The organism is Pseudomonas putida, from assembly GCF_004357765.1.
Lineage (GTDB): Bacteria > Pseudomonadota > Gammaproteobacteria > Pseudomonadales > Pseudomonadaceae > Aquipseudomonas > Aquipseudomonas putida_U.
In genome coordinates, this window is the sequence record NZ_SMTE01000005.1 from 60695 (window position 1) to 87368 (window position 26674).

At 60.7% G+C, this 26674-nt stretch carries 37 protein-coding genes; 1 reads left to right on the plus strand and 36 read right to left on the minus strand.

Going from position 1 to position 26674, the window contains the following annotated elements; genetic code table 11:
- Positions 1-44: 44 nt before the first annotated feature.
- From E2H86_RS08590 to E2H86_RS26390, 16 genes are all read right to left on the minus strand, one after another.
- Complete coding sequence (locus E2H86_RS08590; RefSeq protein ID WP_133326694.1) at positions 45-314, minus strand: hypothetical protein; 270 nt, start codon at positions 312-314, stop codon at positions 45-47.
- Positions 311-673, minus strand: a complete 363-nt coding sequence (locus tag E2H86_RS08595; protein WP_133326696.1) for a hypothetical protein — start codon at positions 671-673, stop codon at positions 311-313. The genes E2H86_RS08590 and E2H86_RS08595 overlap by 4 nt, the downstream gene beginning before the upstream one ends.
- Positions 670-1122, minus strand: a complete 453-nt coding sequence (locus E2H86_RS08600; protein ID WP_133326698.1) for a structural protein P5 — start codon at positions 1120-1122, stop codon at positions 670-672. Before E2H86_RS08600 ends, E2H86_RS08595 begins: the two co-directional genes overlap by 4 nt.
- Positions 1119-1646 carry an HNH endonuclease gene (locus E2H86_RS08605; RefSeq protein ID WP_133326700.1) on the minus strand — a complete coding sequence of 176 codons (528 nt, stop codon included), beginning with the start codon at positions 1644-1646 and terminating at the stop codon, positions 1119-1121. The genes E2H86_RS08600 and E2H86_RS08605 overlap by 4 nt, the downstream gene beginning before the upstream one ends.
- 60 nt (positions 1647-1706) lie before the next feature.
- Positions 1707-1985 carry a tail fiber assembly protein gene (locus E2H86_RS08610; protein WP_133326702.1) on the minus strand — a complete coding sequence of 93 codons (279 nt, stop codon included), beginning with the start codon at positions 1983-1985 and terminating at the stop codon, positions 1707-1709.
- A complete protein-coding gene (locus E2H86_RS08615; RefSeq protein ID WP_133326704.1) occupies positions 1982-2329 on the minus strand; it encodes a hypothetical protein in 348 nt (115 codons plus the stop codon). The genes E2H86_RS08610 and E2H86_RS08615 overlap by 4 nt, the downstream gene beginning before the upstream one ends.
- Before the next feature lie 9 nt (positions 2330-2338).
- Positions 2339-3460: a pyocin knob domain-containing protein gene (locus tag E2H86_RS08620; protein WP_133326706.1), complete on the minus strand. Its 1122-nt coding sequence runs from the start codon at positions 3458-3460 to the stop codon at positions 2339-2341.
- A gap of 137 nt (positions 3461-3597) precedes the next feature.
- Entirely contained in the window at positions 3598-4290 is a 693-nt protein-coding gene (locus tag E2H86_RS08625; RefSeq protein ID WP_133326708.1) for a hypothetical protein, read from the minus strand.
- Between the two features lie 262 nt (positions 4291-4552).
- Entirely contained in the window at positions 4553-8113 is a 3561-nt protein-coding gene (locus E2H86_RS08630) for a phage tail protein (protein WP_133326710.1), read from the minus strand.
- A gap of 8 nt (positions 8114-8121) precedes the next feature.
- On the minus strand, positions 8122-8754 hold the full coding sequence (locus E2H86_RS08635) for a tail assembly protein (protein WP_133326712.1): 633 nt from the start codon (positions 8752-8754) through the stop codon (positions 8122-8124).
- Positions 8747-9517, minus strand: a complete 771-nt coding sequence (locus E2H86_RS08640) for a C40 family peptidase (RefSeq protein ID WP_133326714.1) — start codon at positions 9515-9517, stop codon at positions 8747-8749. Before E2H86_RS08640 ends, E2H86_RS08635 begins: the two co-directional genes overlap by 8 nt.
- Before the next feature lie 8 nt (positions 9518-9525).
- Positions 9526-10224, minus strand: a complete 699-nt coding sequence (locus tag E2H86_RS08645) for a phage minor tail protein L (protein ID WP_133326716.1) — start codon at positions 10222-10224, stop codon at positions 9526-9528.
- Entirely contained in the window at positions 10224-10562 is a 339-nt protein-coding gene (locus E2H86_RS08650) for a phage tail protein (RefSeq protein WP_133326718.1), read from the minus strand. The genes E2H86_RS08645 and E2H86_RS08650 overlap by 1 nt, the downstream gene beginning before the upstream one ends.
- Positions 10563-10577: 15 nt before the next feature.
- Complete coding sequence (locus tag E2H86_RS08655) at positions 10578-13367, minus strand: phage tail tape measure protein (protein ID WP_165976046.1); 2790 nt, start codon at positions 13365-13367, stop codon at positions 10578-10580.
- 56 nt (positions 13368-13423) lie between these two features.
- Positions 13424-13729: a hypothetical protein gene (locus tag E2H86_RS08660; protein WP_133326722.1), complete on the minus strand. Its 306-nt coding sequence runs from the start codon at positions 13727-13729 to the stop codon at positions 13424-13426.
- Positions 13730-13757: 28 nt separating this feature from the next.
- The gene (locus E2H86_RS26390; RefSeq protein ID WP_306767643.1) at positions 13758-13892 is read right to left on the minus strand and encodes a hypothetical protein; all 135 of its coding nucleotides are present in this window, start codon (positions 13890-13892) and stop codon (positions 13758-13760) included.
- 18 nt (positions 13893-13910) lie between these two features.
- Between E2H86_RS26390 and E2H86_RS08665 the strand changes: the two genes are divergently transcribed.
- Complete coding sequence (locus E2H86_RS08665) at positions 13911-14141, plus strand: hypothetical protein (RefSeq protein WP_133326724.1); 231 nt, start codon at positions 13911-13913, stop codon at positions 14139-14141.
- A 130-nt stretch (positions 14142-14271) separates the two neighbouring features.
- On the opposite strand, the gene E2H86_RS08670 is transcribed toward E2H86_RS08665, so the two are convergent.
- The 20 genes from E2H86_RS08670 to E2H86_RS08765 form a co-directional block, all read right to left on the minus strand.
- Entirely contained in the window at positions 14272-14517 is a 246-nt protein-coding gene (locus tag E2H86_RS08670; RefSeq protein ID WP_133326726.1) for a DUF1799 domain-containing protein, read from the minus strand.
- Positions 14518-14585: 68 nt separating this feature from the next.
- Positions 14586-14969, minus strand: a complete 384-nt coding sequence (locus tag E2H86_RS08675; protein WP_133326728.1) for a phage tail assembly chaperone — start codon at positions 14967-14969, stop codon at positions 14586-14588.
- 9 nt (positions 14970-14978) lie between these two features.
- Positions 14979-15638 carry a phage tail protein gene (locus tag E2H86_RS08680; RefSeq protein WP_133326730.1) on the minus strand — a complete coding sequence of 220 codons (660 nt, stop codon included), beginning with the start codon at positions 15636-15638 and terminating at the stop codon, positions 14979-14981.
- A 62-nt stretch (positions 15639-15700) separates the two neighbouring features.
- Positions 15701-16180, minus strand: a complete 480-nt coding sequence (locus tag E2H86_RS08685) for a hypothetical protein (RefSeq protein ID WP_133326732.1) — start codon at positions 16178-16180, stop codon at positions 15701-15703.
- 11 nt (positions 16181-16191) lie between these two features.
- On the minus strand, positions 16192-16614 hold the full coding sequence (locus E2H86_RS08690) for a phage tail terminator-like protein (RefSeq protein WP_133326734.1): 423 nt from the start codon (positions 16612-16614) through the stop codon (positions 16192-16194).
- Positions 16611-17051, minus strand: a complete 441-nt coding sequence (locus tag E2H86_RS08695; protein WP_133326736.1) for an HK97 gp10 family phage protein — start codon at positions 17049-17051, stop codon at positions 16611-16613. Before E2H86_RS08695 ends, E2H86_RS08690 begins: the two co-directional genes overlap by 4 nt.
- 2 nt (positions 17052-17053) lie before the next feature.
- Entirely contained in the window at positions 17054-17440 is a 387-nt protein-coding gene (locus E2H86_RS08700) for a hypothetical protein (RefSeq protein WP_133326738.1), read from the minus strand.
- 1 nt (position 17441) lies between these two features.
- The gene (locus E2H86_RS08705) at positions 17442-17813 is read right to left on the minus strand and encodes a hypothetical protein (RefSeq protein WP_133326741.1); all 372 of its coding nucleotides are present in this window, start codon (positions 17811-17813) and stop codon (positions 17442-17444) included.
- The gene (locus tag E2H86_RS08710) at positions 17813-18175 is read right to left on the minus strand and encodes a hypothetical protein (RefSeq protein ID WP_133326743.1); all 363 of its coding nucleotides are present in this window, start codon (positions 18173-18175) and stop codon (positions 17813-17815) included. The genes E2H86_RS08705 and E2H86_RS08710 overlap by 1 nt, the downstream gene beginning before the upstream one ends.
- Positions 18176-18217: 42 nt before the next feature.
- Positions 18218-19186 carry a major capsid protein gene (locus E2H86_RS08715; RefSeq protein WP_027907120.1) on the minus strand — a complete coding sequence of 323 codons (969 nt, stop codon included), beginning with the start codon at positions 19184-19186 and terminating at the stop codon, positions 18218-18220.
- Between the two features lie 9 nt (positions 19187-19195).
- Positions 19196-19942 carry a DUF6651 domain-containing protein gene (locus tag E2H86_RS08720; protein WP_133326745.1) on the minus strand — a complete coding sequence of 249 codons (747 nt, stop codon included), beginning with the start codon at positions 19940-19942 and terminating at the stop codon, positions 19196-19198.
- 152 nt (positions 19943-20094) lie between these two features.
- Entirely contained in the window at positions 20095-21171 is a 1077-nt protein-coding gene (locus tag E2H86_RS08725) for a hypothetical protein (RefSeq protein WP_133326747.1), read from the minus strand.
- A complete protein-coding gene (locus E2H86_RS08730; RefSeq protein WP_165976047.1) occupies positions 21171-22577 on the minus strand; it encodes a DUF4055 domain-containing protein in 1407 nt (468 codons plus the stop codon). Before E2H86_RS08730 ends, E2H86_RS08725 begins: the two co-directional genes overlap by 1 nt.
- 2 nt (positions 22578-22579) lie before the next feature.
- Entirely contained in the window at positions 22580-23878 is a 1299-nt protein-coding gene (locus E2H86_RS08735; protein WP_044047016.1) for a terminase large subunit domain-containing protein, read from the minus strand.
- Entirely contained in the window at positions 23865-24326 is a 462-nt protein-coding gene (locus tag E2H86_RS08740; RefSeq protein ID WP_133326751.1) for a DUF2280 domain-containing protein, read from the minus strand. The genes E2H86_RS08735 and E2H86_RS08740 overlap by 14 nt, the downstream gene beginning before the upstream one ends.
- Before the next feature lie 31 nt (positions 24327-24357).
- Positions 24358-24981 carry a putative metallopeptidase gene (locus E2H86_RS08745; protein WP_133326753.1) on the minus strand — a complete coding sequence of 208 codons (624 nt, stop codon included), beginning with the start codon at positions 24979-24981 and terminating at the stop codon, positions 24358-24360.
- Positions 24982-25157: 176 nt separating this feature from the next.
- Positions 25158-25391 carry a hypothetical protein gene (locus tag E2H86_RS08750; protein WP_133326755.1) on the minus strand — a complete coding sequence of 78 codons (234 nt, stop codon included), beginning with the start codon at positions 25389-25391 and terminating at the stop codon, positions 25158-25160.
- Positions 25392-25576: 185 nt separating this feature from the next.
- The gene (locus tag E2H86_RS08755) at positions 25577-25882 is read right to left on the minus strand and encodes a hypothetical protein (protein WP_133326757.1); all 306 of its coding nucleotides are present in this window, start codon (positions 25880-25882) and stop codon (positions 25577-25579) included.
- Positions 25879-26070 carry a hypothetical protein gene (locus E2H86_RS08760; protein WP_133326759.1) on the minus strand — a complete coding sequence of 64 codons (192 nt, stop codon included), beginning with the start codon at positions 26068-26070 and terminating at the stop codon, positions 25879-25881. The genes E2H86_RS08755 and E2H86_RS08760 overlap by 4 nt, the downstream gene beginning before the upstream one ends.
- Before the next feature lie 48 nt (positions 26071-26118).
- A complete protein-coding gene (locus tag E2H86_RS08765) occupies positions 26119-26451 on the minus strand; it encodes a phage holin, lambda family (RefSeq protein WP_054830717.1) in 333 nt (110 codons plus the stop codon).
- Positions 26452-26674: the final 223 nt, after the last annotated feature.

Here is a 26674-nt window from a genome sequence, read left to right on the forward strand (position 1 = left end):
ACTCCCCTGGGACCGACTAAACGGCAGTCACGCAGCCGAAACGCTCATCGGCAAGAAGCGTTGGCGGCAACCAGTTCGCGCTCGTAGCCGATCCTCTGGCGGCGCTCAGCCAACAGCGCTCTCACCTTAACCTCCAGGCTATCAGTCTTGCGCAGGCCGGCAGCTGCCCAAGGCGGCACCGTCACCTCCGGCGCGCGACACGGCACCTCGACTGGTACCTCGACGCGAACATATTGCCGCTCTGACGCAGGTTGCCCTGCGCAGCCAGACACAAGCACGCCGACGATCGCCACCTGTAGCACCCGCAGCCTCATAGCCCCAGCTCCTTGTCGATGATCGAGGTGGCAGCCGTGCACTGGTCACCACCGGTGCGCTCCTGCTGCAGGCGATTCGCGGCGGCGTAGTCTGCCTGGGCCTGCTCCCCAGCTTCTTTCACAGCTACCTCGGCCCTGGCCTGTCGCTCGTTCGCGGCCAGGGTCAGATCGCCCAGGGCTTTGCCTTGCTCCGTGGCCAGGCCGGTGAGGTTGTCGCGGGCCGCCTTGCAGGTGGTCGCCTCGTCCTGTGCGGCATCAAGCTGGGGGCGGAAATGGTTGATGGTGGCCCAGGAGCCAACCACCATGCCCAGCAGGATCAGCAGACCGGCCCCGGCAGTACGCGCCAGCCAGACATTCATGCCAGCGCCCTCCGCACACCCTCGTCGATGATCGCCGCCGGGTACGGGTTGCCACCGTTCTCGTGAATGATGATGCTCACCACCATCCCGCGCAGCGTGGCCGGGTCCTTGATGTTGATCGGGTCAGTAGTGCCCACCCCGATCCGCTTGGCCACGGCCGAGGCATAGGCCTGGGTGTCGTTCTCGTTGCTCGGCGCCCAGCGGTTGATGGTTTCGAGCACGGTGTCGATGCCCTTCCCGCCCACGCCGGGCATGCCGTCCTTGCCCCGGTAGTTGATCAGCAGCTTGCCCAGGGCGCGGATGCCGTTCTCGGGCGTGTCGAAGATGGCGAAGCGCGGCTTGGCCACGCCGACTTCCAGGCCGAGCTGGCCCTGCCAGGCGTTGCGCGGGTTGAAGTCGATGTTGCCGGGGTTGTTTGAACGCACCCCGCGAGGAAGTTGAGCAGTCATGCTGCCACCTCCGAAAGGCAAGCCCAGCGGGTGCCATTTTTTATTCGGCTGACTTGCGATGGGGAGATGCCGTATTTCGCACACATTCTGCGACCGGCACCACGACCCTCACGCAATACGGTCTCTCGGATATCTGCTGCCTGATCAGTGGTCAGGACGGCCGTCACGCATTTTTCCCCGTCCTGCATCGTGCCGTGGGTGCGCATGTCCATCTGATTGCTTTGATGGCTATCCCAGCGAAGATTGCCTACAGCGTTGTTCGACGGGTTGCCGTCGTTGTGGCATACATCCGTCTGCCCCGCCTCGGGATTGGGTAGGTAGGCCAGGGCCACCAAGCGGTGAGCCATTCGCCGGCAGGGCTTGCCGGTGCCGTCCGCACGCAAGATGTACGCAACGTACCCTCTCTTGGTTATCGTCCCCTGCAGCACAACGCATTTGCTACCTCTTCGGCTTCGTACATGGCCTTCCGGGGATACGTCGTAATCACGGAAACCGTCTATGACAGCCCATGTGGCATGGCTCATTGGTTTTCTCCAGGCAAAAAAATACCGCCAGGCGGCGGTCGTGATTGGATGCGGCGTGGGTCAGGCCGGCGGCGCGGGCCAACTGATAGTGGCCGGGTAGCCTTCCTGATCAGGCAGGCGGTTCAGCGCGACCCGGTATTTCTTCCAGAGGGTGAGCAGCGCCTTTTCCTCGTCAGTGGCGTCGTCAACATCGACGGCGTCCTGCAGCGGCGTGATGGCGGTGTCGGCTACCTGGCGGAGACGGGCTGTTTCAGCCTGAACCCGTACCAGCAATTGCTCGGCAGCCTGGGCGATCTTCATTTCAGCGGTAACCATTTGCGACCAATCGATATTGCTCATTCCTCCGGCTCCTGGGAAATTGGCAGCTCATCAACCGGCTCCGCCGGCATTTCATAAGCTGGGAGGGGGATCAATCCATCCTGCATTACTGTGATGGGTTGCGGAAAGCGGGTTTCTTCCGGCGCATTGGCCCCATGTGGCAGAACCAAAGTGAGGACCACCTTGCCGTTCACGCGCTCAACTGGCCCGGCAAACCACTGAGATACGATGGCTTCTCGCGGTAGGGTCGCCCCTTCGAGTAAAGGTCTAAAATCGAAGGTTTCACCATTGAGCATCAGGGTTTCATCCTCGCAAGCCACGCGAAGCTCTTCGTCCATGCGGACGGGAGATAGGTTTATCAGCATGACAATTCCTTAATACCAACGACCGATCGCTATGCAATCAACAAGACCTGTTGATGCATCTGCGGCAACAAATTGTCCAATTGACAGAACAGCGCATGTCGCAGTGTTCACACTTCTAGAATACGCACCCACCATAGTGATTTGCCTCTGAGTAGGGAGAGTGCTTGAGACTAGGTTAACGCTCACTACTGGCACCGTAGCGAATCCAACAGGGAAGGCCCAAGAACTGTTTAAGTTAGATGTGTTTACGAAGTTCAGTGACCTCCCAGCCGATTGGCAAATCATTGTGCCGTCAGCGAACTTTATGTATTCCCCGTTCGCGTTACTGCCGCGCTCAATGACAGCTCCCGTAGCAACCCCTCCGGACTGCGAAACAGTGCCGAGAATATCGTATTGGCTCAGGCATCTCTGCCACTCAAGCCAGGTTCCCTGATAAAGGCTACGAATGCAGATCCGTCCACGGTTTGCAGCGTTGCTGCCGTAAGGAATAGCTATCTGGGTTAGGTTGCTGGAATAGACGACGGTGAAAACGTAGTAATAGGCCGCGCCTCCCAACGCACCTGGCGAATTAGGGTTGTTTTGCTGATAGAGCTTTGGCTGCCAACCTGGGGTGATCAAGGTGTTGAAATCAGTAGTCGTATCGCCACCGCTAGCGGTAGGCAGGGTGAGGCCAAGCGCTGCCACAGCCCCGGCAGCTGTTTTGCTACCGGTTCCGCCCTGGGCAATGCTGAGAGCGGTGGTCATTCCCGAAAGCGAGGTAATGTCACTGTTCGCGCCGCGCGTGGCCGCCGAAATGTTCTGCAGCAGCGATGCAACAGTGGTGGCGCCGCCGAACAGTGAGAGCGTGGCGCCGAACTGATCCACCAACTGCCGCAGGCGATCGGCGGACTCCTTGACGTAGCCTTGCATGGGCGCCAGGCCATAGGCCCCGCCGCTTACCGTTGCGCCTTGATAGGCCGGCAGGATGCTCAGCACCGTGGCGCTCGCAATGTTGGTCACCTCGTACCAGCGGCCATCGGGGCCTTGAAACGCATCGCCCACCCGGGCGTTGAGCGCGAAGGCGGTGCCGGTACCGGTCACCGTCGTTTGGCCAGCCGTGATCGCCACGGTGCCTGTTCTGTACCAGGGCATAGATTTTCCTTGATTTAGATGGGACGCATCGGGCGCGCAGCTAGCAGAGTCATTCAGCCGCTCTTAACGGCATCGGCGTCTTGCAGGATCGCCCGGACGGCGCCGGGCCGAATTGCCTAACTTGGCCATCCCGCTGGCTAAAGGTTGCTGACGTTGAGGAGCGTGTAGCTGTAGGCGTCTTGATAGCGAGGCAGGGCCGCGCCAGCAGTGGTGCGTACGTTCTGCACGATAAACGGTCTGGCCTGGAATCCGGTTGTCGTGCTGGTAATCAGCATGAGCGTGCTCTCGGCCCAGCCGGGAATACTCGGATCAGTGCCCGGCGAATCGCCGTAGAAATAGACCTCGTAATTGAAGAGGGACTGAATGACCGCCGGACTGCCGCTGGCTGACGAATAGTCAAAACCGGCAGAGCCTCCGATCTGCATCCTTCCGGAGACATTCCCGATCACGTTCATGTACTTGAACGCCGAGGAGAACGCCAGCGCGCCGGTTTCCGTGTAGACCTCCAGACCTGCGCCAGCAATGGATGAGGTAGGCGGCACATCGAACACCCAGTACTCCAAGGCGGCCGTTCGTGAGTTACCTTGGAACAGGACCGTGTACGAAGTTCCGGACCTCGTCACGCTGTGAATCCCTACCATCCCAGAGGTGGACCTGAAGGCGATCACTGGATAGGTCCTTCCGGTGATCGTCACGCTTCCCTGCCCCCCCAAGCCGCCAGCGGCTGAGGTCACCAATGTTCCTTTGGTGTAGAACGAGTAGTTCCGATACTTCGAATCGATTTGCAGTATGTTGCTGTTGTTGAAGACTTGAAGGCCTGCCTCTGCCATCTAATACACCCCATACACCAGCTGCACGTCGCTCCCCGCCGTCCAAGAGAACACATTCCCCGAGAACGACCCGACGGGCGAGTTCTGGAAGTTGGCCATCGTTGTCGCGAAGTAGAAAGGTGTCCCGGAGCTGAGGCCGGTATGGGTTACCGATCCCGCCGAGGTGCCCGTCTGTACGCTCCCAAGTATCCTCGGCAACCTGGTCGTTACATCGAGCACCAGGTTGCCGCTGGCATCCCAGACCTGAAGTCCTTGCGGCATATCAACTCCATATACCCAGCCGAACGCGCATGCGAGTGCTGTCGTAGACCGTCACTGTCTGGTGTGTCATGTTCATCCGGCCCACGCCCGACTGAACGCCGTTGATTTCAAACTCGTTCGTCACAAAGTTGATGCGAATCCCTTGCGAGCCCGCGACATAGTTCGAACTCTTCAACTCGCCAGTGATGATCAAGTTGATGATGTCGGCCTGGTTGATGATCGCGCTGTTCATGAACACCTGGCCGTTCTGGATAGCGAAGACCGACTTCGGCGCCCCGCCGGGCTGGTGCATGACCGCAAATAGGTTGGCCAGGAATACCACCATTGACTGCATGCCGTCCGGGGTATTCTCGACCCCGATACCCATGCCAGCGCCGTAGTAAACCCCGTTGACGTCGACTCCCACCTTGATGTTCCGGGTGGCCGATACATCACCGTTCAGATCGACCAAAGCCTCAGACGTGTCCTGCACCAGGGCCTCGGTGCTACCAACCCTACTGCTGAGCTGCGATATCTTGGTGGCGTTCGCGGTTTCGTTGGTGGTTACCACTCGATCGAGATCGGTGATGCTCGTCTCGTTCCCTGCCACCCTTGCGTCAAGAGTGGTCACCCGCTCGGCCATGGCCATGTTGTCGGATGCCTGTACCTTCTGCGCAGTAGCGATCGCCGCGGTGCTATCCCAGCCTTTCAAAGCATCGGCCAGTTCGCCCTCACTGTCGTCATCCCGGTACGCCGCGCGCAGAGCCTCGAAGGCCGTGACCTGAGCTGTCACCTTCCCGTCGAGATCCGTGATGCCTGCCGTATTGGTGGCCACCTGTTGCGCGAGGCCGTTGGCCGTGGTCAAGGACTGGCCCACGTCCACCCAGTAGGTGGCATTCGGCGGAGCACTGGCACCGGTCGGGTCCGCTGGCACATCTTGCTTGGCCTGGTAGATGCGGCCATCTACGACAACCATCTGGCCCTGTTCGTACGGATCTTCCTTGATGTAGCCCTTTAGCCCGTCCAGGGCGTCGATCTGCTCCTGAAGGCCCGGAATCTTCTCGATCTCACTGAGCAAGGTCTCGCCAAGGTGGGTCTCGGTGATCTTGCCGGTGATGTAGTCGAGGATTTCGTTGGCGTCTGCGCTGGACTGGCCGTAGATCCAGTCCGACCATGGACCGATGTTGCCGGACCGGTCGACCAAACGACCGCGAAAGTACCGCACCACTGCCGCAGCCATACCGCTGTGTAGGTAGGTTGCCGTAGGGTATGAAAACTGCGCCAGAGCAATGGGGTTCTGCCCGGTTGGCTCGGAAGCCACCTGGAACTCGGTATAGGCGGTGTCTTCTGCCCCTTGAGGAAATCCCCAATTGAGCCGGATACCGAATATCTCCGAGGTAGTACTTAGGTACGCCAGGGCTGGCGGCTCACCGGTCTTCCCATACAGTTGGGTCGGCTCCGAGTACGCCCAAAGCGAGCTGCTATCTGCTACCCCTACCGCAGAGACACGAGCGGTGTACACCCCCGTGTAGATCCCCTTCACCTCAATTGCAGCGGTGTAAACGACGCCTGCATAGACCCAGTCACCTGAGTCGCGTTTCCACCAGACGTTATAGCGCTGAGCGCCGCGCGGGGCATCCCAGGTAATCCGCATAGTGGCGACGTTAAGCCCTTGGCTAACCGTGTCGAAGGTGCTCAGTTCGACATTTGTCGGCGGAGCCTGAATGGCCCCAGGCAGTACGCTGGTTGGTGGAGTGACGATCTGTGCACCGTTGTCGATCGCCGCGAACTTGCTCGAATTGTGCTGTACCGCGACGACGTCGTACTGAAGCTTGTCGTCCCCAAAGTTCTCTGTCACGGAGAGGATGCGGTACGTCTCGGCGACCAACTGCGAGGTCTCTAATGTATAGATCGATTCCTTCACTGGAACCGCCGTGAAGGCCTGGGTCACTGTTACGACGCGGCCCGCAATCGAGCGGATGACACGGGTCTCAGCAACACCCTTTGGCAGGATAACTACCAGTGTGTCGCCGGCAGCACCTTCAACATCGTTATCCATAGTGATGGTGGTAGCGGTCGCCGCTTTCACCCGACCACTGAGCGGCGCGCCGGCGAAGTTCTCATCCGCCACTCGAATAATGTCGCCAGGCCTGCAAATCGTCCCGTCCAGTCCAACGCTGAAGCTGATGGTTCCGGTTTCCAGCCGGTTGGTGAGCAGAATGTACTTGCCGGCCCGCTGCGCCTGGCCCTGAGACACGCACCCGAATGCGGTCACCTCGGTCTCGCGAACGCCATAGCGCACCAGAGCCGTTCGATCCTGCACGTACTCGACGCGCTGGTTGCCGAAGTTCTCCCGGTCAGTCCAGGCCACTTTGGCGACGCTGAAGCGGGTAGAGCCACTGGAGCCTGCCCTACTGAACTTGCCGTCGATGACGTTGGCATTGGTGTAGGTGTAGACCGGGTCGGTCGGCATGTCCGCCGAGCATGCGACCTCGTTCGCAGCGTAGTAGCTCATGCCGCGGAACACGCTGGCCAGGTCCTGCAGCACGGTCAGCGCTTCGGCGCGGGACTGCAGGTAGACGTTGCAGGTGAAGCGTGGCTCTTGTCCGCCCTTCCCGTCCGATACGAACGCATCACAGTACTGGGCGATCTGGTACAAGCCCCACTTGTCGACTTGGCTCTGATCGATGAAGCGGCCCAGGCCGTATCGATCATTCAGGACAATGTCGCGCCAGATCCATGGCGGGCAGTCGGTCCATGCGGGCTTGAACGTGCCGTCCCAAGTGCCGGTATAAGTCCGGGTTCCCGGGTCGTAGTTGGTCGGGACCTGAACAATGCGGCCGCGGATCCTGTAGGCCCGCTCCGGCACCGATGAGAACTGGCTGGCGTCGATCTTCAGCCCGCACAGCGCGGTGTATGGATACTGCAGCTTGGCGTCGATGATCTCCGTATAGGTGCCCACCGACGTCTGCGCCTGGATGTTGGAGGTTTCGGAATCCGGAGTGGTGCGGCGTACCCGAATTCGCCAGCCTGTCTCTGCCGCCGGCAGGTCTACGCGGATCGAGCGTTGGTAACCGGTGGTGGTCTTGCCGTCGAAGGCGCCTTTGTTCACCACCACATAGTCGCTGTCATCGGTGGACAGGTCGATCTCGTAATTGACCCTATACCCTACACGGTCTCCGTCGCTTTCAGTCTTGACCAGAGCCCCGACGGCCAATTGAATCCGGACAGCCGAAAGCTCGAGGTTGCTGAAGGACTGCACCCATGCCTGATCAAACTTAAGCTCAACCCCCACACTGGTCTGCGACTCAACGGCTGGGAAGCCTGGGATATGATCCTGATCATGCTCCCCGGTGCGCTGCTCCCAGGTGACCCCGGTGAAGTTCAGGCTACCGTCGCTATTAGCCAGAGGAGTTCTGTCGAGATAAATGGACTGAGCGCCATTCACCAGCCCAACAATAGGACCTTCACTCAGTCCGTCGAGAATGTTGGCGTAACTGGTGTTGATCAGGCTGTCTGGACTTTCGACAGGCGTGTGCGGCTTGGACCCGCCTTTGGAGCCCAAGATAGAAAGGTCAGTCATGGGGGCCTCTATTGCTGGTCTTCAGCGCGGATGCCAAGTGATAGCTGGGCGGAACCCGAGGTCATCTCTCCGTAGCAGAGAGGGACCGGATTGCCCTGGGTGATGGTGTTTTTGATGCCGGAGAAGTTGTAGCTGGGACGGTTGTCGGCTGATTCGCTGCTGTCGATTTGGGCTTGCGTGCCTGTGATCATCTGGGCGATCCCACCGATAGCCAGGGACAGGCCGACCATGGCTGTAGCACCTGCAAGTCCGCCCGCAGTGAACGCGCCGCCCCATGCCGATGCAGACGCCAAGCCAGCCACGCCGCCAGTCGCAATGGTCGCCGCAGCGATGAGAGCGATACCCAGAACGATCTGCAGCCCACCACCACTCTTGCTGCCTTGGACGATGGGCGCGATCCTGATGTCTGCCGCGCCCGGAGGGTCGGCGAGTTCGTCCCTGCTGATGTTCCGCTTGCCGTAGAACACGGCGAAAGCCAGACCTTTATCCTTGGAAGACGCAAGGTACTCATTGAAGCCTGGAAACAGCACGCCTAAAGCCCTGATGGCTTCGGCTGAAGAGTGCACGGCCAGGCGGTGGACCCGACCAAAGAGACGACCAAGCTCGCCATACATGCGGATGGTGCGGATGCGCTCAGCCATAGGGAGAATCCTTGTGTCGCATGAAGAACCGGGCCGACTCCTGCCAGAACCCACCAAACACATCGCGCTTGGAGTCGCGACCGTAGAGGTGGTGCAGGATCCCGCCGGGCACGGGGTAATGTTCGGGTTCGGTTTTCAGGATCCCATCGGCCAGGTACACGCCTGCGTGGTTGGCCTTTTGGGCGCGAACCTGCATGACGATGAGGTCGCCCTGGCGCAAATCAGCCGGATCAACCGGATAGAAGCCCGCGCCCTCGAAGTTTTCGGCATACAGGTCCTGCCCCTTGTCCCACCAGCCGTCCTCACGCTCGAAGTCAGGCAGCGTGATACCCAGCTCTCGTTGGTAGTAGTCGCGGACCAGGGTGTAGCAGTCCAAAACGCCGTGGTGAAACGGCCTGCCCACTAGTGGCGCCTGGTAGCCGGTGGGCTCGTGCACCAGGTGCGAAACCGGTAGCCCTTCACGAACCTCGATGATCACCCAGGGCAGCGCGGTGGCCTCCATGGAAGTGCGGTCCGCGGCACTCAGCCTGGCCGACTGGCCGGGGTGGCTGTGCACGACCGCAGCGACCACGCCAAGGTCCTCAGCCTCTGCCCAATCCTCCGCGGAGATTCGAAAGTCAGCCTTCGGATCTGCCGCAGCGTTGGCGCACGGCCAATACGACGACTTCCGGCCGACCCTCAGGATCAAGCCGCAGCATTCCTCTGGAGCTTTCTCGCGGGAGTGCTGGTACATGGCGTCGATGACAGCCTGGGAGAGCTTCATGGGAGACCTCAGTTGCCTGCGGAGGGGAAGCTGCCGTATCGCAGCGGGTTGTTCGCGCCGAAGCGCAGCTTGCAGCCGGTGAGCGTGCCAGAGCACATGTCTTGCTCGGGATCATCGGTTGGCACGTCTTTGTCTGTGGCGTAGTTCGAACCGGTGTAGCCACAGTACACGCCACGGTACCCGCCAATGGTCAGCCACTGGCAGCAGTTGGCCACGATCTGCCGGCCGGGCAGCTTGCGGTCAGAGGCGATCAAGGGGGACTTGAGTACGAAGACCATCAGCTCACTGTCGCCCGACTGCTTCTGGTCGATCGTGTAGATGTCGTCGGCAAAGTGCTCATCTGGATCAGCCTCTGGGTTGCCGCCGGGAAAATTCGCAGCGTCAAGGAAGCGCCCCATGGTGCGATGCCTGACGATCTTCGCGTCCACCAAGTCGTCGTAGATCCGGCAGAGCGCCGTCAGGAGCCCGGAGACGTTGCCGACCGAGAGGGTCGGGCTGTTCTGCTGCCCCTCGCCGGTCATCCCCATGCCCTCGATCTTGATGGGCCAGGGCGTGTACTCCATGCCTTGCCAGTAGATCGGGCCGACCTGCGTGTAGCCGTGGAAGTAGTAGATATCGCCACCCAGGTTCGTCAGGTCCATCTCGTACAGCTCGACATACTGCCCGGGCGTGAGCTTCTGGATGTCCTCGTAAATGCTCTCGGCCATCAGGTCACCTGGTGGGTCTGTTGGAAGGTTGCGGTAAGCGACCACATATCACCGCCCTGATCGGTCGGCTGGTAGGTGTTGCAGAGGAAATAGAGGTCGCCGTCGAATGGCGTCTTCCAGATGAAGGGCTTGTAGCCCTTCTGGGCGCGAAGGAAATTCAGGATCGCAGCGATCTTGGCTTTCCTCCCCGTGAACGTGAGATCCCAGGACTGGGTCTCGTTGTTGATGCCGTCGCCGGCGGTCTGCGTGTAGCCGTTGCCGAATTTCGCGGACCGCACGGCGTTCTGGAAAGTGCCAGGGGCCGAACGATTCGGCCTCCAGGTGAATCGTTCGGCCATCTAGCCCTCCTATTTTCAACGCATCGGACGGTTGATCGCGGTCCAGATCATGCCGCCGCGCTTCAGCTGCTTTGCGATCTCCTGCTGCGCGCCATCCTTGGCCGCCTTGGCATAGGCCTGGGCAACTGCGCTCATATCACCGGACCCGCCGCCAGTCTGCCCGCCTCCGCCATCCACAGAGATCTCCTGCTGAACTACCACGGAGTTTGAGCCGCCAGCTGCAGATATCTGACTGGGGATCGGTCTCGCCGTCACTGATCCGACCAGGCCGCCGTCGGCGTAACCTCTGGTGTTGAGAGAGTCGAGGAACTCAAGCATCCCTGGCTGCTGGACGACCTCTTTGCGCATCACGAACTCGTCGCGGTGCACGATGCCGGCTGGCTCGTACTTGCCGCCAGGGCCGGTGTAGCCGCCATCGGAGAACGTCGGTGTGTAACTCATCCCGGCAGAAGCACTACCCAGCCCGAAGTCGAACCCGCCGCCAGCCGTACCGGAAGACGCCGCCGAGCCAACACCAGCACCGATAAAACCTGTAGCAACCGTGCCGAAAATGCTGGAGAACACGCTCGACGCCGCAGCCTGGAGCGCCATCTTGGCCAGCATCTTGCCGAAGCTGACTGCAACGTCGCCGAAGGTCTCGTCTGCGCCAAATGCCCACTCCACTGCAGCATCGGTGAGCCCGTCGTACAGGGAGGTGAACGCGGTCTGCATCTGGCCGGCGACGTTCATGGCTTGCTCTTGGTAGTTCGCCCAGGCAGCCCTCGCGCCGATAGACCAATCAGCCTGCGCGGTGTCGAGGTCGCCGTAGTACTTCTCCTGCATGGCCAGGCGCTTGTTGAGAGAGTCCTGCAAGGCCGCGTTTTCACGCTGGTACAGACTTTCGCTGATCCGCCCCTCGTTGCGCTGCTGCTGCAGGTTGTCCATCTGCTGCTGATATCGCTGCTCAATGCTGAAGCGCTCCTGCATGCGCTGGCGAGCGACATCCCCAAGCCCCATTCCGGCAAGGTTGTTGCTCAGACCCACCGAATCACGCTGTAGCTGGCTGTTCAGGTTGGTCTCGAAGGCCGCAAGCTTCTGCGCCTCTTCGGTAGCTACCTTGCGCAGCTGCATTTCGCGCTCAAGCGCGGCGTTGCGCTTCAGTTGAGCGGTGATCAACTCCTGATTGGCCAGCAGCGACTTTTGGTCGGCGGTCAAGGTCTTCTTGTCCTTGATGTCGGCCAGCTGCTGCTCCCACTTGACCAGGGCTTGGCCAGCCTCGCCGAGTTTCTGCACCTCGCCGCGCTGGGCACCGATGAGGGTATTCTGTTGCTGGAGCACCGAGTATTGCTGGCGAGCCTGATCGAGAGCCTTGGTGCCGGCGTCCTCCCGGTAAGCAGGAGTCTTTTTGGTCGCAGGGTCTTTGTACTGCTCTTCAATATCAGCGCGAATCCTCGCTACCGCTTTTGGATCAAGCCTCGAATCGTTGGGGTCCGTTTTTCTTATTTTTTCAAGAGCACGCTCATAGCGCTGCAAGGCGTCTGCCCGTTTTTCAGCATTTGTCCAGGCAGACTTTTCAAGTGCGTCAACCTCGTGCATTGCCGCCACAGAGTCGCGCTGCCGCTTACGGTAGTTTTCCTGAGCCTGGTCGATGGACTGTTGCGTCCGAAGCTGGTCTTGAAGGGCGTTGACGCGGCTCTGTGCTATTTCGCGCTCATCCTGATTTCGCTTGCTGCTCGCAGCGATCGGGTTCTGCATTCGCTTGTCAATTTCGGCGAGCTCTCGCTGGGCGTCCGAAAGCTGGCCTGCGATGCCTTGCGATCGACCAAATTCCGCGACAGCATCGCCCGCGTTTTTGGTCATGCTCCATACGCCACGCCAGGCGCGCTCGATGTATCCGAGATTCTCAGTAATCTCTTTCGAACGGGTGCTGATCGTGTCCGCATATGTATCGGTCAGAAGCTTTGTGGCACCGACAGTGTCACCCTGCTCCTTCAAGGCGACGATCTGCGAATAAGTAGCTGCGGTCAAAAAATTATATTGCTCATTGAGCTTGCGAGCGGCCTCGACAGGGTCTTTGCCGATTTCCACAAACTCGGCCACCGTCTCTTCAACCGCTCTTCCGGTTGCGTTTTTCATTTCAAGCGCAGCCGTTGCAACAGTGGCCAAGCTATCGCCGGCGATCTTCCCGCTGCCTGCTAGCTGAGCCAACACCTCTGCTGCTGCGCCAGTGGTGCCAACCGTAACACTTATTTGCTTTGACAGATCCGCAAGGGCGCCAACGTTGGTGCCAGCAGCATTACCCGTGAGGACGAGGGATTTTCGGAATTCATCCGCCTCCTGACTGCCCTTGTAGTAGCCAACACCAAGCGCCGCCACTGCCGCAGCAGCCAGCGTAAACGGGTTAATCAGTCCAGCGACATAGCCGCCCAGGGCCCGCGTCGCCGGCCCAATTCCGCCAAACATGTCCTTGAGCTGCCCGCCCTGCTGCAGCAGAACGGTGAACGGGTTCATCCCACCCTGCAGGGATACCACGATGTCCGTGAACTGTGCGGGGACGCCACGCAGCGCGGCTGTATAGGCCTTCGTTGAAAGGCCCGCAGCTTGTGCCTGGCGCGAATATGCGTCCAGCGCCTGCTCCGCCTCTTTCCCACTCGCGGCAAGGCTCTTGATCGACACGCCAGACGCCTTTGCCTGGGTGCTGACGCCAGCGGTAGATTTCTCGGCCCGATCCCCAGCCTGAGCCAGCTTGTCGAGGTCTTGGGCAGCTGTAGCGGCCTCCCCTGACTCAACCTTGATACCAAGGACGGCAATATCACCCTGACTCATGGTTTCTCCGGGCATAAAAAAGCCCGCTCATGGCGGGCTTGGTTTGAATCAGGCTCTCATTGGATTCCGCAGTTTATGCGGTCCACCGAGGTTTCATTTTCCCCTTCCAGGGCTACAACATTGGAGCCGTCCGGCATCCATGTAACCGTGTATCGTTTGAAGCCGATGTATCCACCGAACGCATTCTTGCCATTTACCTCACCGCAAACCCACCCGCCTTTTACGCTCCGCTCATTGCGGAACTGAGCCGACCCTGGATCATTCAGCTTTTCTGCAACCGCCTCACGCGCACGGTCAATATCGCTCTTCCCGCAGCCTGCCAGGACCAGCCCTGCCAGCGCCACCAATGCCAAACGCTTCATGCGCGCCCTCCTTGTTGATGGGCAGAATCTACCACGGCTTGGCGCTGTCCAGGCATCCAGCTTGGATGGAAAGCCAGTACCAGCCCGCCATGTCGGCGTAGTAGCGTTGTGCCTCCAACAAACCGCCCCGGTCCGTTTCCGGAAAGCCCATGGACTGGGGCATTGCGACCTAGGAGGTCAAATGCAAACTGTAGATCAGCGCCTTCAAGCGCTAGAGCAGGCAGCGAACAGCGTCCCATTCGCCGTGCTAAATGCCCTGTTGGCAGTTGTTACCGCGCTCAACAAGCAGAACTCCATAGATAAGGCGGCGCTTAAGCACGAACTTGAGGAACTGAAGTCGATTACGATCGAGAACGGGAACTCTGCCGCTTACAAAGACATCATTTCCCTGGTTCAATCGCGGATTTCGTAACTGCTTTGTCGGCGTCTACATCGGTAGGCGTCCCCAGGCCGAGGCCCGCAGCTGCTTTTTGCCCATTGCTCAGTACGACGACTATCAGTTTCATGCCAATCTCCTGCGGCCTCGCCGCCTCAATTTTTCGCTACCCAGCCGCCTCAGCCATCACAGCCAAAGCTTCATCCTCCATGACGCGAAGATCGGGAAAGATATCGGTGAGCTCGCTTCGCCTGATGCCGATCATGCTGGCTGTCTCGCGGATGGCTGTGTAATCAAGCCCTGTTGCCCCGCCCGGCCCCATTCGCCACTGCGTGCCCATCGCTTCGAATAGCCGAAATGCGGGCCAGGCGTCAGGCCATATACCCACTTCTGCCTCGCCGATGTCTTCCATCGTGAGTCCGACGGCAGCGAGTTGCTCGGCGGACGGACCCTTTTCGTAGCAGGCCCGCGCCGCCGCTTTCAGTTTCCCAAGCGCGCAGGCTTGTATGCTTCTTGGTATGCGTCCAATACCGCCTGAGGGGCGCCGACGCAGCTGGTCACCAGGTCAAGGATGGCGTCGTCAGTGAAGTCTTCGTCGAACCCCCAGCCAGTGGTGACAGCTTTGATCTGCTCGGCCTGGAGTTTCAGCTGGTCGGCGGTGAATTGCTCGAGGCTTACATTTTCGTCCCTGGCCTTCTCGGAGTTGGCCTCTGCGGCCTTGTTCCAGCCATCGTAAAGCTTGGCCAGAGCGGTGCGATCCATATAGCGGAAGGTGAACTGCACTGGCACAGCCACGCCACCCACGCGCGGAATCTTCACCTCAGCGGTGAACGTCGGGTTCTGCGCAATCTTGATCTTTGCCATGTGGACTCCTTAAGCCGCTTTCAGGTAGCGCAGAGGGCGGCCAGACAGGCCAACAGAGATGGTGCGGGTCATGAGATTGTTCCGCTCCATGGTCGGGGTGGTGGTGATGCTGACGTAGCCCGGATAGAGGATCTGGTCACCGTTGCGCAGCTTCAGGCGAACTACGGTCAGCTCCTTGGACTCGTCGAAACCCTCGACGGCACCGACGTAGGCTGCGGTGGGCTGGTCCTCGACCACGATGGCCAGGCTAATCGGGTTGCGGTTGGTCGGCATCTGGCGATCGTCGTCGTCCTCCAGGTAGCCCACGGTCAGGAACTGTTGCTCGCCGCCGGACGGGGTGAAGCCAGTTACCTTGGAGATCTGCACCCAGTCGGTGACCGGGATTACAGAACCCAGGCCGGCGCCAGGGGTAAAGATGTCGGTATCGGCGGTGCTTATGCTGCCCAGGCCGAAGCTGTCGGTCAGCGGATTCACGACCCGCGCAGCTCGGTCGGTGAGCTTGGCCCAACCGGAATCGATCAGAACCACGTCGTCCTCAGTCAGGGCGTGGCCTTCTGCACTGAGCACGGGCGGCGCCGCGTTGGTGATTGCGGTGAAGGGGACAGCGGCCCCCAGGGTCGCGGCGATCTCAACGATAGCGCCGTTCGGCAGCGGGAAGCGTGCGGCCATGGTGTTTTCCTCTTGGGTAGAAACGAAAAGCCCGCACGCGGCGGGTTTAGGTGGTGTTCTGATCAGCGGCGATGCAGAAGGCCGCCCGGCTTGAGTTCTTGGCGGATGACCTGACGCGCGATCTCGGAAGGATCGGCCACTTTCGTATTCCATTCACTCAGGGCGCTCGCCAGATCGCTCTGCGAGATCTGACTACTCAGCAGATCCAGGATCTCGGAGGCATCCATACCTACTCCGACCCCCGCGGCGACGTATTGGCCTGACTCGTTCAACGACATCTTGACCTTGAAACGATCGGCATCGACCGCGCAGCTTGGTATAAGCGCTTCATTGATGTAGGTGACGCCATCCACAACGATGAACGGCTCTGCCAAGTCCTGCCTGGTCAGGCAAAGCGCCGCCAGCTGCTCATCCGAAGGTGTTTCAACTGAGGCCTCAAGATTGCCAATACGGACTGGCCCGTGCGGCCCGCCGTTGATCTCGAACCAGCCTTTTTCCATCCTCCAGCCGGATACCCCCGGCACGTAGTCGGCGCTCTGCATCGATATTTCCTTCAGGTAGTTGGTTGGTCCGCGACTCCGCGGTAACTGATGCTGACCGGGACCGTGTAGGTCGTCGGCTCGGTGATGGTTGGACCTTGCTCGACCGGCTGGATGACTAAGCCCTCGAATCCGCTGCGGCTAAGTTCAGAGTCGACCGGGAACAGGTCAGAAAGCGCGGCGACCAGCCCTTCTGCCGTGCCCAGTGGCTGGCCAGCCGGGCAAACAATGCTGACCTGGTAAATCCCGCTGTATTCGTATGCCTCCCCTCCCAGGTAGCGGCAGATGGTGCTGGCTGGCAGCTGAAAGGCTCGGAGGTACGTTTCGTCAGGACCGGGCGCGAACTGTTGTTCGAAGTTCGCCACCCGTATCGGGCGCGCCGAGGCCCAGGACGTCAGCTTGATTTCGATGGCCTGTCGTGCTCGTGCGTGGCTCATGCTCGGTGGATCCTGATGGCTTCTTCGACGATGCGCTGGAAGTCGGCGACGGTGACTCGCACCATGCCGCCAGGCGCCTGTGAGCTGTGTCCGTACTCCAGAGGGATGGCATACGGCAGGTTGTTGACGATATGGGCGACCTCTCCGGCGGTTAGATCGCCGGCGGCGAGGAGGAGCCTGTCCAGTGTCTCGCCAGCCCCCTCAATTTCAGCTATTTCGCCTAAAGCAGGGGCTCCCGTGCTGAACTGCCAGTTACTGCGGAACCGACCAGTATCAACCGGGGACATGGTTACAAGCCTTTGCCCCACTAGAAAAACGACCTCGCGGAAGGTGAGATCCATCGCCTCCTTGGCTGCCTCTGCGAACTGCTGCAACTGGGCAGAGAAGCTTCCATTAAGCCCGCCATAGCGTTCTTTCATGTTCTGGCCGCGTGGCATGGTCACTTCCTCAGTTGGATGGTCCAGGTGGCCCTGGCCGCGTCCTGACAAACGTTCACCACGCGATAGCCGTTGATGAGGTCTCCGATAGCGGGGGCGGCAGGCGTGTCGGTCACAACTCCCGCCTCCTTCATGAACAGTTCGTTTTGCAGGGCCTTTAGCCTCACATCGGACGCCCAGATGCGCGTACCGTCGATCTCTCGATCCTTGTACTGGCCGAAGACGCCGCGACCGGCGTAGTAGAGCGTTGTCGCGGGTGTAATGCCGCCCTTCTCAGGGTCGTAGGTGCCAGGCACAGAACGGCTGCCATTTACCGCCGCCACCGCGTCGGCCAGGTCCGTATTGAACGCCTGGGCCAGGTCGGCCTGCAGCTCATCGCGAAGTCCCATATCAGCCCCTCACGATCTTGGTCTGGCCGCTGCTGTTCAGGTGATGCGCCAGCAGCGCCAGGGCGAACGACTCGCCTGCGCTGATGGTACGGGACGATTCGGCGTAGGTCTTGCTGCTGGACACCCCGTCAGCATCCACCGACTTGCTGAGAACGCCGGTTTCTTTGCTGCCGTAGATGTTGCCCGCCGCGGCCTCTCGGGCGATCTCGGCGCCGGCCTGAATCACGTCATCCGGTACAGGATCGAACTCAGGTAGGCCGAGATTGGTGAGCCAGGTATTGGCCATCAGCACCGCCCGGGCCTTCTGGTCGTCGGGCGCCCAGGTAGGCCCAAGCAGGTTGTCTACCTGCTCGACGGTGATGTAGGTCGTCATTACGCGGCCTCATCCAGCAGTTTCTGCAGGTCTTCCAGGCTGACGGCGGCAGCAAAGTCGACGCCTTTCTCGGTCAGCTTGGCCTTCAAGTCGTCAGCCTTGACGGCATCGTCGAGCAGCTTCTGCAGTTCTGGCTTGGTAGCCTTCTCGCCGTAGGCGATGCCCTTGGCATCCAGGGCCGAACGGATCTCGTCCACCTTCAGCGGGCCGCCGGCCTTGGACTTCTCCTCCTTCGCTGGCTCAGGATGCTCGTAGCCATCGGGCGCGAAACGGGCATCGATGATCTTGTACCCCTTCTGCCGCAGCTCGGCTTTACGCTCAGGGCTGACCGGGTGCTTCTCGTAAATCACTTTCTCGCTCATGGCGATCTCCTGGGGAATGCGCCCCGGAGGGCGCGGTACCGGTTACTTGGTGGCGTCGCCGATGGTCAGCACGCCGGCCGAGGCCTTGATGCTGTTCGCCACCAGGTCCCAGTTGGTGCCGGTGGACAGCTCGGCGTTGGTCGGCGATTTGCCGCCGTTGGCGGTGTCCCAGGTGTAGCCCTTGAGGCCCAGGCCGAAGGTGTAGTCGGCCTGCATGGTGGTCTCGATACGCTCCTTGCCGTTGGAGGTCTCGATGTTGGTGATCAGGTCGGAGCCATCCATCACCACTGCGGCGCCGTCGGCCAGGCTGAGCACCTTCTGCTTGTTCGGGGTGCCGGCCTCGTAAAGCGCAGGGGCGTCGGTGATGATCACGGCCTTGCCGAGGATGTCGACCACCTGCACGCCGGAGAACTGGAACAGGCGCTCGGCGTTGGCGAGGTTCTGGCCGACCAGCTTGTGGTACATGGCACCGGTCATGACCTGGGCCACCAGGCGCTGGGAAGCGTCACCGAACAGCGCGTGGGCGTTGTTGATCGCGACGTAAGTCACGCCAGCAGTAGCCGAAACGTCGTTGGTGGCGCTCGGCTGGTTGCCGATGGCTCCGGCCAGGGCCGAGATGGCGGTGTTCAGCTGGTCCGCCATGATGGCTTCGGAAAGGTTGCGGCTGATCACTTCCAGCGCTTCTTCCGGATTCTTCTGGATCCAGGAGAGCTGGGAAGGCTCCCACAGGATCGGGCCGAAGCCGCCGGCGATCTTCACCGAGTCGTACTGCTTCTGGGCCAGCGGGGTGGACGCCTGGGCGCCGTTGGCGGCGTAGCGGTCGACGCGACGCTGGGCGCCGTGCAGACCTGCCCAGAACGATTCCTGCAGGAAGTCGCCGTCGATGCCCTGGGTAGTCAGGCGGATGGCGCCGGCCGAGGATGCGTTGAACTTCTCGACATCCTGAGCCAGGGTCTCGATGGTGGTGCGCTTGAGGTATTCGTTGAATACCTTCATGTTCGAAAGGGCCATTGGGCCTCCTTATTCGCTTGCGGTCAGGCCCTTGATGGCTTCCAGGCGTTCAGCCTTGGTGCCACCGAAGTTGCCCTTCGTGGTTTTGTGCTGGCCACCGCCGTTCGGCGCGCCGCCGCCATTGGCGCCGGAGCTCTTCAGGATGTGGTCGCGATGGGGGTACTGCGAGACGAGGGTTTCGAGCGCTTCGTTGAAGTCGGCCAGCTCACCCGGGCGAGCGCGGCTGAAGATCTTCTGGCCCTGGGCGTCGTACGCGACGACCTTGCCTTCCTTGATCTTGAAGTTGCTGCCGAAAGCGGCTTGGACCATGTCAGCAGGAACAGCCATCTTCTCGGCGATGAACTGGGAGCGCGCGAAGCTGCCGCCGATCTTCTCGGCATACAGCTGCTGCTCGAAGGTCTGCGCCTTGCCGTTGGCTTCATCCAGCTGGGTTTGGAAGGCCTTGCTGATTTCGCCCTTCACCTTCTCGATCTCGCCGGCATCCACCAGCTTCTTGGCATCGAGGTTGGCGACGATCTCCAGGGCTTTCTTGGCGGCCGCAGCATCTTCGATGCCTTCGAACGCCTTCGCAGTTTTCTCGAAGCTGTCCGCGCGCTCACGGTGCGACTTCGCCTCGGCATTCAGCCGGGTGATGGTGTTGCGAGTACCGACCGCATCGAAGGCGACGTCCTTGCCGTCGTCATCCGTGTAGACGGGCTTGCCATCTTCGATCACTGCGTACTGCTTGCCATCCACTTCAACGGTTTTGAGTTTCATCTCGTCTCTCTGGGCCATCCGGCCTGTTGGTGAGCCATCCGGCCCCAGGTCGCCCCGTCCATCCGAACCGCAGGCATAAAAAAGCCCCGCACTGGGCGAGGCTTTGTAATTGCGCGCCACGAAATGGCGCTTTGGTGCTTTGTGGCGCGGCGCTACAACAGTCGCTCCAACAGCTCATCGAGCGTCAGGAACTTGCCCTTGTCGTTGTAGAAGTCCTGGAGCTTCAGCTTGTTCTGGCGCAGCAGCTTCCCCCGCTCCGGGCCGAGAATTTCGTCCTGGCGGGCGGCAGGCTGGCGTGCTAGCCATTGCGCGTACGTGGTCTGCTGCGGCACCTGCCCGTCCATGCTTGCCCGGGTCGCCGCGTCGCTGATCCCCAGCGACAGAGCGCTCTTGAGGATCGGCAGCTTGGTCGAGCGGCAGCAGAAGTGGATACGGCCAGGGCCGGCGAGCCACGGCACCTTGTGCCCGATGGGTCGGTACGTGCCAAGCGTGTACGGCAGGCGGTCACGGATTCGGCAGGTCGTCGATGTCCGGTTATCCAGCGTGCTCAGCCATTCAACGTGGCTGATGATGTCGCTGTTGGCCTCGAATGCTTTGTCACTGGCCGTCTCAGCCGTGCTGGATACAGCAGACCGGACAACCGCTTCCACCTCCCGGCGAGGCCTCTGCAGGATGCCGTCAGCGTACTTCTCCGCCTTGGTACCCATGATCTGCCGGACGATTTCCGGTGTCGTGCGGCCTTCAAGCACGCCAGAGCGCACGGCATCGCGGATGGACGCAGCGCGGTTAGCCTCGATGCCCGCCATCCACTCGCTGAGCAGCCGCCCCTGGAATGGCCTTGCCAGCGCAATGGCGCGCACCTGGCTAAACTGTGCCACGGCAACCGGGAATCGCGCCTGTACAAGCTCAGGAACAGCCGCTGTAAGCGCGCCAGCCTGGAACGCGATCTCGTAGCTTGCTACGCCGTCGATGACGCCTGTGATCGCCTGCTGCAAGCTAAAGAACGTCGATTGATTGATCCGCAGCACGGGCGCCAGGGCAGCATCGATCGCCGCAACCGACGCGCCGGCATCCAGGCTGTCGATGGCAGCAATGAGCGCTGCCCTCAGCTCAGAGTCTGAACTGTTCAGAATCCTGATGATTGCCACGACCTGGCTGTTGCTCAGCCTGGACAGGTCAACCTCATGGCCGATCAGATCGTCCAGTAGCCTCTCGTTGGCCGTCTTCATTACAGCGTACCGAGGGCCGGGCCCTGGGCCTCAATCTTCGCCAGTTCCTCTTCCCAGTCGTATTCATCGCTGATGACGCCTCGGCGCTGCATCTCGGTGAACAGCGTCTCCTTGCTGATCATCCCGGCATTGGCCATGGAGACCAGGGTCGGCAGCGACACCTCTGGTATGTAATCGACATCGAAGTTGCCGCGCATCTCGACGGTGCCGCCATCGCCCAGACCGCGATAATCGGCCATGAACTGGAGCAGCTGGGCCAGGCAGTCTGCGAAGTGGTGCGCCATGCGCGCGAGCGGGGACAACTCCTGCGCCGCCTCCTCCTCCGCCTGGGTGGCGGTCTTGGTGGCCGTCTTGTCCGGCGTCAGCAGCTTGGCCCCGGCCATGCGCATCTCGTTGATCAGATCCTGCAGCGCAGAGCGGCCCGACTCAACGGCCTGGCCGGTGTGCTCGACGTACTTGAGGTCACCGTCCTTGGGCAGGTCGGTTAGCTGGCCGGTGCCAACCTTGAACTCTGGCGGGATCACCTTGCCCTGGTTGTCGTACTGGGTCTGGATGCCGATGCGTACCAGGATCGGCACGCGGATAACGTGGAGGATGTTGTCCTGGTCGCTCTGGCTCTGCCAGTGCTTCACGTTCAGGTGTGCAAGCTCAATCAGTGGCGGCTTTGCCGTCATGAAGCCGGTCCGGCCCGTGTAGAAAGTGACCCATGGAATCGCGGTCAGGCTATTGGTGCCTTCCTCGTGCAGCTCCCAGGTACCGCCGGCTGCGGCCTGCTTGCCCCGCACGGCCTTGGCCGACCTGCGATAGGTTCGCCAGGCGCCCGGCTCCAGCACGCGAATCTGCTCGACGCACTTGGCGCCGAACTCGCCATCTTCCTCCTCGACCACCTCGATGTAGCGGACCATGGTCAGCACGCCGCCCTTGGAGCGCCAGCCCAGCACCTGCTCAGGCCTCACCATCACCACATAGGGTCGAACACCGGCGGCCTGCTCGTCGGCCTGGGTTTTCAGCTCTCCCGCTGGTGGGTGATCGACGAAGGCATGGCACAGGCCATGGCTCAGCCCCTCGGTGAAGAACCCGACCGCCCAGGAGTTAAGGTCATTGCCGGCGTGGTCGATATCCTTGGTCATCTCGACAATGGCCTCGGGCACATCGTCGCCCACCTGCAGCGGCTCGGCGAACACTCGGGAGGTCATGTTGCCCACGGTCTCGGAGTACGCCGGGAGCAGCGTCGAGAGTCGCAGGCGCTCTTTGTAGGCCTCGTCGTCTTCGGCTGGATACTGCGGCAACAGGGTCTTGCCCGCCGCGCGCATTGCCATTGTCCCGCCCATGAGCGGCGAGATCACGGCCCAGTAGGCGCGCATCGCGTCGACAGCGGGCAGCGTGATGCTCGGGTTATCGCTCATGGTCACATTCTCAGGGATTGGGTCGTGAAGACCGGTCGTTCAATTGGGTAGTCGTGGTGGATGAAGTAGCCACCCGCGTCGTTCGCGTGGTCCACGCCGGACTTCTTGTCGGGCTCGCCGTTGGCCGCCCATACCTGCTGCTCCAGGCCATCTGCATAGGTGGGGCAGCGCAGCGGGTTGATCAGGTAACGCCGCTCGCCATTCGCGTTGCAGAACATCGCGTTCATGGCGTTGATGCGGTCCTTTACCGGCGGGTTGGCGTCGGGAGCGATGACGCTGAACCCAGCCTGGCGCAGAATGGCGATGTCCGTCTCACTGGCGTTCACCGACTTGCGCGACCCTCCCGAGGCGTCGGGATAGATCCTGATCTCGCAGGTCTTCTCGTAGTCCCTGCCGTTGTGCCGCCAGTAGCGCTCCTTGATGCGCCGGATCATGTCCGGGGTATCGAAGCCATCGATCAGCTCATCTACCGCCCTGGGCTTTCCGTCAGGCCGTTTGACATGGACTATCGCCGCCATCTTACCGACGTTGAAGTCCATGCCGATGAACAGGGGCTCTCCAGGCTCTACGGTGTCGAAGCAGGAGTTCAGCTTCCGGTCGTACGCGTGGTAGATCGACCCGGAGTTCAGGTTGACGAACTGGCCGTTTAGGTAGGCCAGGATCAGCTGGGCCGGGTACGACTCCATCAGCGACGGGATGTAGTCGGGCGGCAGGTTCAGCTCGTTGTCGAACGTGCTGGCTTGCACCAGGCCGTACATGCCCTGAAGCGCTGGCTTCTCACGCAGCTGCTTCACGAACTGCTGGTAGACGAACTTGAATCCCTCTGGGGTCGTCGTCACATCAACGCCGTTCTTCAGCCCGGGCACGTTGTACCGCATCCGAGCAATGATCTTGCGCCAGGCGTGCTCGGCCTTCAGCGCGGGCAGAACATCGAGCTCGTCGACCAGGGCGTGCCCGATCTTGAAGCCAACGATGGTCTGCGGCTTCTCCATTGAGCGGCAGATGGTCGTGCTGCGGTACTGGCCGCCGCTGTAGAACTCGACCTCCTTGTCACTCTCCTTCGTCTTGACCTTCAGGCCCCAGTCGAAGGCGACTTCCTCGATGGTCGGGAAGAAGATGTCGCGAATCTGCGGATAGGTCGGGGCGAAGTAGCCGGAGTCGATCCGAGGCCACTCCCAGACGTGCTTGCACAGCGCCGCGCAGCCTACCCAGGTCTTGCCCGAGCCGAACCCGGCAACGAAGCCGCGGAACTTGTTCTCCATCCGGAGGAAGCTCGCCTGGGGCACGTTAAGTGACGGCATCAGGCTTCCTCGCATCCACCACATCAACCTGCACCCGGGTGGGCGGCACGTTGTCGTGGGGATTCTCGTTCTTGGTCTGGCGGTTCACGTAGACATCGCCGACCTCCTTTGCCGCTTGCTCCAGAATCTGGAGGGCAAGGCCATAGTTCCGCATGCCTTCGACCTTCTCGACCATCCTGCCCAGCGCCCGGAGGCGATAGGCGCGGTTGGCGATCGGGATCTCAGCCGTCTCTTCACGGAATCGCGCGCGTGTGTCTTCGAACAGTGTCACCCACCGCTTGGCCAGATCCTTCCCAGAGCGCTTTGTGGGGTCATGCGATTCGCACTGCTGGCGACTCACCTCTATGCCGAATTCTTCTCGGACAGAGGCTGCAACCTGCGCTGGGGTATCGAAACAGGCCAAGGCCTGAACGATGAAGGCCTTCACCTCGGTGTTCAGGGCTGCCATAGGCTCAAATCCGTCTTAGGTCTGTCAGGGGTCAGGCAGACTTGAGCAGACAGGTTCCGCAGGCCCTCGAAATGTTGATCTTGGCCACCTCAGGCGGCCGGCTTGCAGCGTCGATCAGCTGCTGTACGTCTTCGCTGGCACCGTAGCGCTTGACCACGCCGACGAACTCTTCGACGTCATGTCCGCGCAGGTAGAGCTTGGGCAGCCCATCCTGGGTGAACTTGGGTGCGCCGCAGTCATCGGTCGCCTGGGCGATGTGGTACAGCTCATGCTCGACCAGGGCGCAGAACTCAGCGTCGGAGCACTGGGCGCAGTAGTCGGCAGCCAGAGTGATGAGGTAGGTCGGCTCCTCACCGAACCACTGCCGCATCTGCTGCTCTTGCCGGGCCTTCTGCCATCCGCCGGCGCGGAACATCAGCTGCTCGGCCTGGCCAAGGACGACCCGCCCCTGCTTGGCGAACCCGCTGGACGCCCACAGCACGCCGATGCTGGCATCAATCAGGTGGGCGTGCTCCGGATTATGGATGCTGCCGGTGTCGGCAAGAATCTCGGCCTTAAGCCAATCCCATATTTCAGGGGCAGGAGCCAAGCGGATACCGAAGTCGGATAGCTCGGACAGTTCAAGCAGTGACGATGGAGGATACGGCCTATCCATAGGTCACCTTGTGTTTGAAATTATGTTGCGGTGCCGGGACGGCAGGAGTCTATTCAGTGCAGGAGGGAGTACCAGCCGAAAGGCGATTGGCTCAACGCAAGCTATGCATGGTGATTGCTCCATCTGGCTGCCATGCGGCATTCCATTTCAAGCGCTCGCACGAGAGGCCGACCCGATTAGCTCTTATCATCATGCACAGTGACCCTCACTCCAGTAGCAACGATCTCGTACTCCGTTTCGGAGATCTTGTTCACGGCACCACCCATTTGCACTTCGAAATGCTTCAAGCCTTCATGTCGAACCATGCCGCTCGAAGAGCGCTCGACCGTCTCGTCTTGGTAGATGTAGATGACGTACTCGACATTATCCGTGCCAAGCCCAACTATTCTTCCAACATATTTATCTGCCATGTCCGGACTCCTTGCGTGAAGCATCAAGGTAGCCGGTGCCAACAGATCAATCCACTGCATTGAAGCGTTAATCATGAATATGATGCTGGTCTGAGCGTGAGCACGCTCATGCAGCATTGGGCGACCCGATCCGGTAGGCTCGTTCCATCGCCTCCCAGTCGGGTTGCTTCGTTGTCATAGGATACCTACTTCAACCAGCCGGTCGCCTCTACACCACAGCCGCGGCAGTGGACCGCGCCGCTGGCTTGGCCTGGCTTGCGCATGATGAAGAATGTTTCGCTACCGCAGTTGCAGTGGAATGCCTCGTCACCTGGCCGCGGACCAAATGGATACTTGAAGGCGCCGCGATGGGTACCGCACTCCGGACACTCCATCTGCGTGATACCTACCGGTGCAGCCGCTACCCATTCATGCTGACAGTTCGCGCAGATGCACTCGCCGGAGGCGTGCGGCTCCTCTCGCTCCCGCCGTTTCAGCTCAACCACGTTCATTTGGCCACCATCTTGTGTGATTCAGCGTGGGCGTGGCCGTGCAACAGGCCGACCAGCAGTCCCTGCGGCAGCCCGGCATCCTTGGCTGCATCAATGGCTTTCACCAGAGCGGCATCGAACTCTGCCACCGCATGGACGATATCCGTGCTTACCGGAAGCTCATGGCGAATTCGGGTGACGTTGCTCATGGCTACTCCCGCGCCACGAAACAGCGCATCTCTATTTTGTGGCGCGGATCAATCAGCCTTGCGGGCCGGCAGCTTGAAGTCAGTGACGCGGTCGGCAATGTTGCGTACCTTCTCCACCCCCAAGAAGCCGACCCATCCACCTACAAACGTGGACATGCTCTGCGGCAGACCGAAGAACTCCAGGCCGCTGATGATCGTCAGGGTCAGGCCGCCGCATATTGCACCCTCGACCAACATCTGGCGACGGGTGCCACCTCCGTAGGTGATTCGCAGTACAGCCATGGCGCAGGAAAGGCCTGCCGCGTACAGGAGGGGCGAATGCTGGCTCAACCACGCAAGAGCAATCGCCCAGGTGTCTGGTTTGTCTGGCATGTTGGACATACTCGATATCCCCTGAGGGGCGGCAAGAAGAAAGGCCCGTTGAGGCCCTATTCAGGGACCGGGCAAACGTGCGGAGCAGCACATAACGACAAACCCCGGAAGTTCCGAGGCGCAGAATGGTAAGCGTACATCCGTTGATCTGATGGGAAGACAGTTCACCTGAACAAAAAACCGCCCGAAGGCGGCTAGCTAATGACTTATTAGCGCTTTCCCAAATTTGTTG